Source organism: uncultured Ellagibacter sp. (assembly GCF_934617235.1).
Lineage (GTDB): Bacteria > Actinomycetota > Coriobacteriia > Coriobacteriales > Eggerthellaceae > Ellagibacter.
Map to the genome: position 1 here is coordinate 1 of NZ_CAKTTZ010000060.1, position 11,194 is coordinate 11,194.

General features: G+C 58.6%; 9 protein-coding genes. 2 read left to right on the forward strand and 7 right to left on the reverse strand.

Annotated elements, in window-relative coordinates; translation table 11 throughout:
• The 6 genes from Q0G85_RS09555 to glnT all read right to left on the reverse strand — a co-directional run.
• Positions 1-1,467, reverse strand: a 1,467-nt coding sequence (locus Q0G85_RS09555; protein WP_297157317.1) for a biotin carboxylase N-terminal domain-containing protein, incomplete at its 3' end; no start/stop codon positions are given.
• Positions 1,468-1,542: 75 nt separating this feature from the next.
• Complete coding sequence (locus Q0G85_RS09560; RefSeq protein ID WP_297157320.1) at positions 1,543-2,199, reverse strand: urea amidolyase associated protein UAAP2; 657 nt, start codon at positions 2,197-2,199, stop codon at positions 1,543-1,545.
• 29 nt (positions 2,200-2,228) lie between these two features.
• Positions 2,229-2,948 carry an urea amidolyase associated protein UAAP1 gene (locus Q0G85_RS09565; RefSeq protein ID WP_297157325.1) on the reverse strand — a complete coding sequence of 240 codons (720 nt, stop codon included), beginning with the start codon at positions 2,946-2,948 and terminating at the stop codon, positions 2,229-2,231.
• 96 nt (positions 2,949-3,044) lie between these two features.
• Entirely contained in the window at positions 3,045-4,694 is a 1,650-nt protein-coding gene (locus Q0G85_RS09570) for a sodium:solute symporter family protein (protein WP_297157328.1), read from the reverse strand.
• A 16-nt stretch (positions 4,695-4,710) separates the two neighbouring features.
• Positions 4,711-5,781: an alpha/beta fold hydrolase gene (locus Q0G85_RS09575; protein WP_297157331.1), complete on the reverse strand. Its 1,071-nt coding sequence runs from the start codon at positions 5,779-5,781 to the stop codon at positions 4,711-4,713.
• A gap of 47 nt (positions 5,782-5,828) precedes the next feature.
• Positions 5,829-7,241, reverse strand: coding sequence for a type III glutamate--ammonia ligase (glnT, locus tag Q0G85_RS09580; protein WP_297157334.1), 1,413 nt, complete (start codon positions 7,239-7,241; stop codon positions 5,829-5,831).
• Positions 7,242-7,431: 190 nt separating this feature from the next.
• On the opposite strand from glnT, the gene Q0G85_RS09585 reads away from it, so the two are divergent.
• Positions 7,432-8,127 carry a TetR/AcrR family transcriptional regulator gene (locus Q0G85_RS09585; protein ID WP_297157337.1) on the forward strand — a complete coding sequence of 232 codons (696 nt, stop codon included), beginning with the start codon at positions 7,432-7,434 and terminating at the stop codon, positions 8,125-8,127.
• A 133-nt stretch (positions 8,128-8,260) separates the two neighbouring features.
• Here Q0G85_RS09585 and Q0G85_RS09590 read toward each other — a convergent pair whose 3' ends face one another.
• Entirely contained in the window at positions 8,261-10,147 is a 1,887-nt protein-coding gene (locus Q0G85_RS09590) for a cation-translocating P-type ATPase (RefSeq protein ID WP_297157340.1), read from the reverse strand.
• Positions 10,148-10,351: 204 nt separating this feature from the next.
• On the opposite strand from Q0G85_RS09590, the gene Q0G85_RS09595 reads away from it, so the two are divergent.
• On the forward strand, positions 10,352-10,912 hold the full coding sequence (locus Q0G85_RS09595; protein ID WP_297157342.1) for a TetR/AcrR family transcriptional regulator: 561 nt from the start codon (positions 10,352-10,354) through the stop codon (positions 10,910-10,912).
• Positions 10,913-11,194: the final 282 nt, after the last annotated feature.

An 11,194-nucleotide genomic window follows, 5' to 3' on the forward strand; every position in this document is an offset into this window, starting at 1 on the left:
CACCGCGTTGCCGAGGCGAAAGCTGTAGGAGTCCATCGGCCCCAAAGGAGGCACGCCAACCGCCCAGTACCCCACCCTGCCGGGGTAGTCCTGCACGGTTGTCTGGATGCCGCCGTCGAGTACTTCGATCGCAGTTTCGGCAGGATGGAAGTCGTCGAGCATGTGCGTGAACAGGTGCGCCTCGCGATATGGCTCGGACCCAAAGAGGCTCTCGATGTAGGCGCGGTTCGTGGTGACACCGTATACGCGCAGACCGTCGAGCACGTTGCCCATGTGAGCGAGCGCAGCCTCGCGAGTATCGTCGTGCACGATGATCTTCGCAAGCATCGGGTCGAAGAAACTTGTCACCTCGACACCCTTGCGAATCCATGTCTCAACGCGCGCGTCCTCGGGCCAAACAACCTCGTCGACCTTGCCCGTCGCAGGGAGAAACCCATTGCCGCAATCCTCAGCGTAAAGGCGCACTTCAATGGCGTGCCCGACAGGTTCGTGCAGCTCATTCCACGCGACCGTCTCGCCAGCTGCCTCGCGCACCATCCATTCCACCAGGTCGATTCCACAGCATTCCTCGGTAATGCCATGCTCCACCTGAAGGCGCGTGTTCACTTCCAGAAAGTAGAACTCCTCCGATTGCTCGTCGTAGAGGAACTCCACCGTGCCGGCACTCCGGTAGCCCACGCTTTGCGCGAGGCTTTCCGCCGCGGCAAGCATGCGGGTGCGCACCTCGTCGGGAAAGTTCGGTGCCGGACATTCCTCGACCACCTTCTGATTGCGACGCTGCACCGAGCAATCGCGCTCGGCAATCGCCGCTGCGCGGGTCGCGTCGCCGAAGATCTGCACTTCCACGTGGCGCGCGCGCTCAACGTACTTCTCAAGGAACACGTCGCCGTCGCCGAAGTTCGCCGCGGCAAGGTGTCGTGCGCCCTCGAAGGCGCCCTCAAGTTCGCCCGCATCATGACAGATCTTGATGCCGATACCGCCGCCTCCCGCAGTCGATTTGAGCATCACGGGGTAGCCAATCTCGCCCGCCGCAGCAAGCGCCTCGTCCACCGTTGCAATGAGCCCCGTGCCGGGGGCCAACGGCACGCCCGCTTCCTCGGCAATACGGCGCGCCACATGCTTCAGGCCGAACCGCTCCATCTGCTCAGGCTCGGGGCCGATAAACACGATCCCCTCGGCAGAGCAACGGCGGGCGAACTGCACGTTCTCGCTTAAGAAGCCATAGCCTGGGAATATCGCCTCGGCACCGGTCTCCTTTGCGGCGGCGATAACCTTGTCGGCGTTGAGATAAGTCGCCTGCGCGTTCCCTTCCCCCAGGTAAATGGCCTCATCGGCATTTTCTACATGGAGGCTGTCGCGGTCTGCCTCGGAATACACGGCGACGCTCGCCACACCCATCTTCTTGAAGGTGCGCTCGGCGCGCGTGGCAATCGCGCCGCGGTTGGCTATGAGAATCTTACTGAACATGCGGATGCTTCTTTCGATATCGCGTTACACGTAAACGTAGAGGGGGCAGGCGGTCGTCATCGCTTCGGGGCCTTCTTATTCGGCGTCCCAAATGAGCATGCGCACGGGCGTGGGGTTGTACGCATTGCAGGGGTTGTTCAACTGCGGGCAGTTGCTCACGAACACCATGACATGGCCGATTGCCCGCATCTCCACGTACTTGCCCGGAGCCGAAACGCCGTCGTCGAACTTGTAGTAGCCGTCCTCGGTGATAGGCACGTTCATAAAGAAGTTGATGTTGGGGGCCAGGTCGCGCTTCAGGAATTGGGCCTCGGGATCCTTCGACATCTCGAGCATGAAATCGTCGCGGCAGTTCGCCATATACTCCTTCTCGCGTGCGTAGCGCACGGTGTTGCTTTGCGCCGAGCAGCAGCCGCCGAGCGTGTCGTGGCGCCCCGTAAGGTCGGCCGTGATTTCCAGCAGCGGCTTGTACTGCTCGGAGCGCAAGATGGTCCCCGTGGTGAGGTAGATGTTCTTCTGTCCCACAATCGTCGCAGTCGCACTGTAGTGGTCGGCCGGGTCGTCCAGGTTCATGAACGTGGTATCAACCGCCTGGTTGCCCTCGATGTCGAGGATGCGCAAGGTCTGCCCTGGCAAAAGCTCGTGCGACCAGCCGCAACCCGAGCCCACCACCTCGTCATAGATAGCGTCTTCGGGGTTGAGCGTGCTTTCCTTGGCGTTCAGTCCGTACATGATTTTCTCCTTGTCTTGTGCGCGTTCAGTTACATTCCGAGCAGGTTGTAGTAGTCCCATGTGTTTTGGAACGCACGGAAGTTTTCATCGCGATGCTGCACGCACTCGTCGATAAGGTCGGTCGCAGGCGCATCGTAGACGCTCACCTCGACGGGAACGGAAGGCCACTCAGGCGAGTCGTCGAGCGGGTTGGGCGTGTTCGAGAGAATCCAAATGCAATCCATCTCGGTGCGCAGCGTGACGGTCGCACCTTCCTTGCACCAGCCGGATTCGAAGTTCATCGAGCCGTCTTCCTTGATGAACACCTTGCTGAACAGGTTCACGCACGGCACGAGATCGCGCATGGACAACCCGTTGCGCACAAGCTCCATGGCGACGTTCTCCATGCCGGCGCGATGATAGTCGTTACGCTGCTCCTGATAGGTGGTCTTACCCCATTTCTCGTCGGTCATCTCGCGCGTGGTGAGGCCGCAGATGGAGTCATGCCATCCAAGCGAGTCCTGCACGAAGGACGCCATCGCGCGGCCATTGTCGCTCATGAGGATGTTCCCCTGCGTCAGATGGGCGGTGAACTGAGCTTTCAGGGTATCCGGCATATTGTAGCGCTCAGTCTTGTCGAGCAGGTTGTACAGGAGCACCGACACGTTCGCACCGTCGCCCTGCGCCTTGAAGTGCACGTACTTGCCGCGGCCGATCGCTCCCGACCACTTCTCGCCGGGCTTGAGAACCTTTGTCCAAATTGCCTGCATGATGATCCTCCTTAGAACTATTCGCCCGTTTGGGCCCTTTCAGACTGCTGGGATGGGAATGCTTCGAGCACGCCAACCCCCGAACTTCATGACGTACTACGCGTTCGCCTTCGAAATCGGCTTGCCAATAGCCGAGCGCGCGATGGAGAGCTCGTCGTCAACAGGGAAGCCTGCTGCTTTCGCCCGCTCGTAAAAGTCGAGCGTATCCTCGCGCTGGGCGATGACAGCACGTTCGTAGAGCGCGTCGGCGGTTACCGTGCGCTCCTCCTCGAGCTCGGCGAGCTCCGCACGCTCGAGGGCGTTCTGTTCCTCGGTACGCGGGCAGAAGGCCGCTACCAGGAAGTACACACCGAGCGAGGCACCGAAGGAGATAAAGGTGCACCAGCCGTCCATGTCCGCCGTGAAGAAGGGGTTGTCGATGTAGAGCAGCGTGTTCTCCACGCCATAGACCGTCGGGATGGTGACGAAGAAGAACAGGCGAAGCACCAAGCCGACAACTGCGGACGCAAACACAGCTTGTACGGACGAGCGCTTCCAGAACAGGCCGCCGAACAGCGCTGGGATCAGGCAGCAGAGCATGAGGTCGAATGCCAACGTGAGCAGGATGCCTGTTTGCGCGATGCGCGCGGCAATGAAGATGCCTGCGAGCATGAGCGGCACCATGCAGATGCGGACCCAGCGCAGCTGCGGATCTTTCCCCTGCACGTTGGAATCGCGACGGAAGCCGGCGAGGTTGCGCACGATCATATCGGACATGCCAAGGATGGCGCCGGACGCCGTGGAAAACGACGCGGCAACAATGCCCGCGAGCACGATGACCGCGATGATAGGAGAGGCGTACTCGGAGAGGAAGACGTAGAGCAGGGGGTTCTCGCCAACCTCAAGGCCGAGAGCCTGCACGCAGGTGAGCGCAATCATGCCGTACACCACGCCAATGAACGCCGTAAGAGCCGCGCCGACGAAGCATGCGTTGCGCGCAACCTTGGGGTTCTTCGCGCTGTAAATGCGCTGCTGGAAGTCAATAGCCACGATGTCGCCTACACCGAGCGAGAGCAGCGTCGCCCAGTTGATAGGAGCGCCAGCTTCCGAGGTAGTCAACTGCTCGAAATCGAAGGGTCCGAACCCCTCGGGGATGGAGTAGCCGTACGTCACGCCGACAAACACGGCAATAACCACTGCCGCAATGAGCGTGATGACAGTCTGGATTGCCGCGGTATAGGCATCGGAGAGAAGCCCACCGCAGAGCGTGTACAGGAGCACAAGACCGCCCGCGACGAAGAGTCCGCCGATATAGGGGATTCCGAGGAAGTATTCAAGCAAGTAACCGCATGCGACAAGGTTGCCGGCGAGCAAGATGATATAGGCCAAGATCATCACACACGATGCCAACTTCTCGAAAGCAGGACCGTACTTCACGCGAAAGAAGTCGCCAAGCGAGAACAGGCCCATTTCGTTCATCGGCTTGGCGATGAAAATGCCCGAAAGAAGGAGAGCGACGGCAAGGCCGATGGCAAGCGACGCTCCGGCCCAGAAGCCCGCGGAGCTTGATAGGTCCATATTGCCAACGGTTGCGTTGGAATCGACGGCGGCGACCATAAGAGCAGGCGCGACGAGGTAGATGGGCAGCATGCGGCCGGCGACGAGGAAGTTTTGCGAGTCGCCTTCGACTTTGCGGCCGACGTACATTCCGACGAACAGGACCAGAAGCACGGTGATTCCGACGCCGAAGAGCAGCATGGCATTCATTTGAGACTCCTAACTTTTATTGGAGGGTTACATGGGTGGGAATAGATGTGCGCACGGGGGTTCCGCGAGCCTGGCTTTGAGGGCCGTCGCGCAGCCCTCCTGGGAAAAGACGGTCAATCTGAGCTTTAATCTGTGCCGTCTCAGCAGGCCTTATCCCCGGACGCCCAGCGATATGGCCCAAGTCAGACTCGATTTCCACGACGCTCATCCTGGGAAACTGACTGCAGACGTCGCCAAGCGTCTCAGAAAGGAAGTAGCGATCGGTGCTCGCGGGCATTGCTAGCACATATGGGCCTGCGCATTCCCGTGCAAGCGAGCAGGGCTTCGCAGCAAGCCAGGCATCAAGCTGGGCCGCAAGGTCGGCGGCATCCATCTTTTCATGGTCTGCCGCCCATCCCGAAACAACATCATCGCAGCTCGCATAATCAAACTCGCGATAGGCTCCCGACAAGAAGAATTCATCGGAGTAAGCCCAACCCGCATACACCGCACCGAACGCGCGCAAGCGACGTGCCAGCTCGGCACGAGGAAGCTTGTCGAGCGCGCCCACTTCACTCGGCTTCAAACCACCTACGAGCACAGCGCGAATACCCTCGAGGAACACGCGGTTCACCGCACTTGGGGCAGGCGTTGCGCAAACAGCAAGAGCCGAAACGACAAAGTCGGGAAACTGTTCACACCAGGAAAATACCTGCATGCCGCCCATCGACCATCCTGCTACCAAATCAATATGGGCCACGCCAAGCAACTCAAGCGCGCGCTTTTGGGCACGCACACAATCAGCGAGAGAGGGGACAGGCCACTCCTTTTCGGGTGCGTCTGAGGGCTTGCTAGACTTTCCTGCTCCGAACTGGTCGAATGCAAGAATGCAGCAAAGCTCGGGGTCGAACAGCCCCTCACTTCCAATCCAAGGGGCGTAGCTTTTGGCGTTTCCAGAGTAGTAACTTGGCAGCACGACGATGGGCTCACCGCATCCCACAGGAAGCCCCCAATGAGCGAAGCCCACATGAGCCCCCGCTAGAATGTTGCCGTTTTCCAGTTTTAAATCGCCCAACATAATCGCCTCGTAAGCATCTGGAGCGGCCATTTCCACGCCTCCTTTCGCGTTCTTTCGCTTCACCGTCGCCCGTTGCGCTAGAAGAACTTGAGATAGCGCTCACATTCCCAATCGGTCACCGCGTAGGCATACTCTTCCCATTCGCGGCGCTTGTAGGAGAGATAGCTTTCGAACATCGCACCGCCAAATACCTCGCGAGCAAGCGGGTCTGCCTCGAAGGCGTCACAAGCTTCCTCGAGATTGCGGGGAAGAAGAGATATCCCTGCGCGCTCGACGTCCTTTGCGGTGTATTTATGCAGGTTGTCGCGGTGAGGATCGCCTGGATCGATGTGGTTTTCAATGCCTTCGAGACCAGCTGCAAGCATGAACGCCGAAGCCAGATAAGGGTTCATAGAGATATCAGTCGCACGACATTCCACGCGATTCGCCGCAAGCGGGACGCGGAGCATGTTCGTGCGGTTGTTGTTGCCGTAGCTCACGAACACAGGCGCCCACGTGGAGCCAGACATCGACCCTTGGCGCACAAGGCGCTTGTAGCTATTAACCGTCGGTGCGATGACCAGGCTCAACGCGCGAGCGTGCTTCAAGATGCCGCCGATGAACCAAATGCCGAGCTGGGTGAGCCCTACACCCTTCACATCCTCTTCGGGAGTTTTCGCCTGGAAGAGGTTCTTGCCCGTCGCTGCGTCTTCGAGCGACATGTTCATATGCGCGCCCGATCCCGACATGTTCGCGAACGGTTTGGGCATAAACGACGCGAAGTAGCCATGCTTGCGGGCAATCTCATTCGCCATATAACGGAAGAACGCAACCCGATCAGCCATCGAGAGCACGTCTGCGTACATGAAGTCGATTTCAAATTGGCTGCGCGCATCCTCGTGGTCGAAGGAATACACGTCCCAGCCGAGCTCATCCATCGCGTCGACCAGCTCAATCAGCCAGTGGAAGTTGTCTGTAGCTGTGGCCAAATCGTAGCAAGGCTTATCGAGGGCATCGCGGTCGCTTACCGTATTCACCCCATTGATGCCCGTCGCCACACCAAGCGGCCGCTCGCCTTGCGCGACCTGAAAGCGCTCGTCGCGCAGCACGAAGAACTCGGTTTCGACCCCGAGGTTCATTTTGAAGCCAGCTGCCGCCGCACGTTCTACCTGACGCGTCAGGATGTTGCGCGAACATGCCTCAAAAGGTTTCCCCTGGTTGAACAGATTGCTCGGGAAGAAAGCAACCTCCTTGTTCCAAGGGAGAACAAACCCGTGCGTAACGTCAGGATGGCTCGACACTTCCTCATCGTTGATTTCCTGCGGCACACCGTCAAGCGCAGCACCGGTATAGAGCTCGGAGCCTTTGACCATCTGATCGAAATGAGAGAGAGGGACAATCTTCCCCTTCAGGCGACCATGAAGGTCCACATAGCCCGAAAAGCAGAAGCGCACGCCCTGCTCCTTGAGTGTATCTTTTATCTGCGTGGGTTCACATACTAGCAAATCCATGAGCGCTCCTTTGGCCGTTTATTCAATGACGTATGGAATATTACGTGGCAGCCGTTGCGCTATCGTTACCTGCATATTTCGCGATTGTTAAATATCAATATGGCATTGAATATTTGACAACTCCCTTTCTATCGAGCAAAATGGCTGGTAGAAGAATATTTTTTGAAGCAGAGCTGAAGGGGACATGGTCATGTCGGAAGAAGAGAAGCCAAAAAAGCGCCGCGGGCGGCCCCGTCGTGATGGTTCGAAAAGCGGGAACCAGCGCGAGGAGATAGCCACTGCGGCGATACAACTTTTTTCGCGCCAAGGATATGCGCAGACGACGCTTTCCGAAATAGCTCGAGCAGCGGGACTCGACCAAAGCTCGATTTACTATTGGTTTTCTGGGAAAGACGACATTTTGCGCCACCTCGTCGACGAAAACCGCTCGTCACTACTCGTGGCTACGGGCATCGGCTCGTTTCCCGACGACAAACCAGCACAGCTTTTCACCGTTCTGCACGAAGATGTAATGATGCTTTGCCGGCTTCCATTCGACTTTTATGTCCTGGAAGAAGCAGCAGGAAGCCAACCCGACAACTTCAGGGAGTTCCTCGATGATTACCACGATTTGCGTAAACGGATCGCGAGCATCATCAGGGAGGGAATTTCCGACGGATCATTCATTCCCTGCGACGCCGAGGCGGAAGCGGGGCTCATGCTCGCAATGAACGAAGGCGCACAGCATCGCTTTCATCGTGCAAACTTGATAGAAAAGGAGCCCTTACAGCTCTCGGCAAACGAGGTGGCGGACGTCTGCGCAAGCGCGGAAGTCGCGCGGCTTTTGGCGCATGGCAATGTCGCTTCCGTCCGAAATCGCGCCCTTGAGCGGGGGTGGACAAGCTGAGGCGACGCCCAGCGGCGGCGAGGTTACCCGCCCCCTCGCATATGAGCTCAAGGCACCATCACCAAGCCGAAACGTAAAGCGCCGCCATGCCCTGACCAGGCAGGCAAGGGGCTCTGCCGCAGCGCTTAGGACCCTATTTTGTCGCCTTCTTGCTTGTCCAACCGAGAAGAAATGCGGAGTTCACGATTACAAACACGCTGCCGCAGTTATGAACGAGCGCGCCCGTCACCGGATCGAGCACAGCAACCATGGCAAGCACGATCGCCACAAAGTTGAGCGTCATGGAGAACGCAAGGTTCGCCTTTATGACGCGCATCATATGCCGGGAGAGTGAAAACAGGTGGCTGAGCTCCCTGATTCCGTCGTCGACAATGGCAATGTCCGCAGCGTCAATGGCGATGTCGGACCCCACGCCGCCCATCGCGATGCCGACATAGGCACGTCGTAAGGCGGGCGCATCGTTCACGCCGTCGCCCACCATAGCAATGCAGCAGCCACTTTTCTCGACGCCTTCAATGTAGGAAAGCTTGTCCTCGGGGCGACAGCTCGCCACCACGTCCGAGATGCCCATCTTGCTTGCCACGGCACGAGCCGCCGCAGCATTATCGCCCGTCAAAAGCACAGGAGAGATGTTCTCCGCCGCGAGTTCCCCAAGCATTGCCGAGGCCTCGGGGCGCAGCGTGTCGGAAAGCGCCACCATGCCGCAAGGATCACCATCGACGCCAATGAGAGCCACCGTGCACCCTTCGTTCCCAAAAGCGCTTATCGATGCATTATCCCAGGTGCCAATGGGAAATCCCATCTCTCCCATCAAAGCAACGTTACCGACGGCGACGGTATGCCCGCCCACCTGGGCCGAAACGCCGCGACCGGGAAGCATCTCAAAGCATTCCGGCTCATCGAAGGCGACACCCGCCGACCTTGCGCTTCTCACAACGGCCTTGCCGAGAGGGTGCTCGCTTCGCAGCTCGGCGGAAGCAATCAGTGAGAACAACCTGTCGGAATCTAAGGGAGAATCGGGCAGGGCGCGCACCTCGACCACATGCGGTTCGCCTTCGGTCAACGTGCCTGTTTTGTCGAAGGCCACCCTTTGCACGCCGGCAAGCCGTTCAAGCGCGTCGCCTTCCTTCACCAGAAAGCCGTGCTTGGTCGCATTGCCGATAGCCGCCATGATGGCAGTGGGGATAGCAAGCACGAGCGAGCAGGGGCAGAACACGACGAGCACAGTAACTGCACGGAGAACCTCGCCAGTAATCAGGAAGACCCCAGCTGCGGCAACAAGCGCCCCGACAACCACCCACGTCGCCCAGCGATCGGCCGTGCGAACAATCTTCGCCTTGTCCGCACTTGCACTCTGCACCAGACGCGCGATACGCTGCATCGACCCGTCCGAACCAGCACGGGTGGCGCGCACGTCGATGGCACCGAATTGGTTCACCGTGCCTGAGCACACCTCATCGCCCACGCGCTTGTCGACAGGCATCGATTCGCCTGTCATGACCGCCTCGTTTACGCTGGTGACGCCTTGGACGATAACGCCGTCGACGGGAATCGTCTCACCAGGAAGAACGCGCACGCTCGAACCCGCATCGATGTTCTCGACGGGCACGAGGCTCTCGGCGCCAGCTTCGCCGATGACGCGGGCCTGCGTGGGCGTCATTTCGACCAGGCGCTCGATGCCCGATCGTGCGCGCGCGACGGTGAGCTCCTCGAGCAGGCCGCCAAGCTGCATGATAAGGGCAACCTCGCCGGCGGCGAAGAATTCCCCAATCGAAACCGCGGCTATAAGGGCAAGAGAAACCAGAAGGTCTGCCTTTACGTCGTGTTCGGTGATGAGCGCTATGGCTGCCTCAACGACGATGGGGACGCCGCACAAAGCAATCGCGACCCAAGCGGGGTCCACAGGTAGCGCGTTTTCCCAGATGAAGCTCGCAATGAGCGCGACAGCGGACACGGCAAGAAAGGCGATGTCCTTCCTTGTTCCGCCCCATTCGAGCGCGGTTTCAACCTTTTTCAGCACGGTAGTACTCCTAAACATCGTATAAGATACTGAACACATAATTCGGTATAATCCACGATGTTCGGAAAATGAAGAATCACCTGACGCACGTTGATCGTTAGTATCCACTGGAAGAAAAATGCGCGGTACGGGTCAGCCTCGCGAGAATCGCCCGATACCGAACGCTTTCGCAAATCTGTCCAGAGACGGAAGGGAAAAGAGCCGATGGAAAAGCAAGCGATGGATAGGCGCCAAAGGAAAACGAGGCAAGCTATCTATTCGGCATTCGAGGACCTTATGGCGCATGAGCATTACCGGTCGATCACCGTCGCGCAAATCATCGAGCGCGCCGACATTGGGCGAAGCACCTTCTACGCGCACTTCGAAACGAAAGACGACCTGCTCGACCAGATGTGCATCGAGATATTCGAGCATATATTCGAAGGCGTAAACGAGCATTGCACCACGCACGCCGATCTGCAGGCGGTTGGCCTCGGCGGCGTCCTGACGCATTTACTGTACCATTTGCGAGACACCCATGGCGCTATATGCGGCAAGCTGCTCACTGAAGGCGAGCCTCATTTCACGACGTACTTCAGAAACGAGCTCGCAGTACTGTTCTCGCGGAAAGTCGACGCATTCCCCGAAGGCGTGCCAGCCGACTACGCGATAGGGCTGCTCGTCGCTTCATTTTGCCAAACGGTGGTGTGGTGGTTCGAAGCGGGGGCGGCCCAAACACCCGAAACACTCACCTCGTGGTTTCTTTCCACCTTGAAGATCGACTGAACGCAAGGTGAAAGAGAGCTGGCGGGAAGCATCGCCCAATTCGACGCATGAAGAGCTGCTCGAACAAAGGAGCGGAAGGTGCGGGGCTTGAGATACGCCAACAGCCCCGAGCGGTGCATAAGGTACAATCGAGGCAAGACCACGTTCGAAAGCGACGTGAGGGCGAGCCTGCAAAGCTGTTTGGGTGGCGGCATATCGTGAAGGAACCTACTGTTTTCAGCTGCCCTCAAGAGACGGCCAGACACGCGTTCGGCACGCGAGAAAGTGGGGAGTAACCAATGG

Excerpts from the sequence above, each read along its gene's own strand:
- Q0G85_RS09575 (WP_297157331.1), bottom strand. The coding sequence starts at position 5,781 with ATGGCCGCTCCAGATGCTTACGAGGCGATTATGTTGGGCGATTTAAAA.
- Q0G85_RS09585 (WP_297157337.1), top strand. The coding sequence starts at position 7,432 with ATGTCGGAAGAAGAGAAGCCAAAAAAGCGCCGCGGGCGGCCCCGTCGT.
- Q0G85_RS09595 (WP_297157342.1), top strand. The coding sequence starts at position 10,352 with ATGGAAAAGCAAGCGATGGATAGGCGCCAAAGGAAAACGAGGCAAGCT.
- Q0G85_RS09560 (WP_297157320.1), bottom strand. The coding sequence starts at position 2,199 with ATGTACGGACTGAACGCCAAGGAAAGCACGCTCAACCCCGAAGACGCT.
- glnT (WP_297157334.1), bottom strand. The coding sequence starts at position 7,241 with ATGGATTTGCTAGTATGTGAACCCACGCAGATAAAAGATACACTCAAG.
- Q0G85_RS09570 (WP_297157328.1), bottom strand. The coding sequence starts at position 4,694 with ATGAATGCCATGCTGCTCTTCGGCGTCGGAATCACCGTGCTTCTGGTC.
- Q0G85_RS09565 (WP_297157325.1), bottom strand. The coding sequence starts at position 2,948 with ATGCAGGCAATTTGGACAAAGGTTCTCAAGCCCGGCGAGAAGTGGTCG.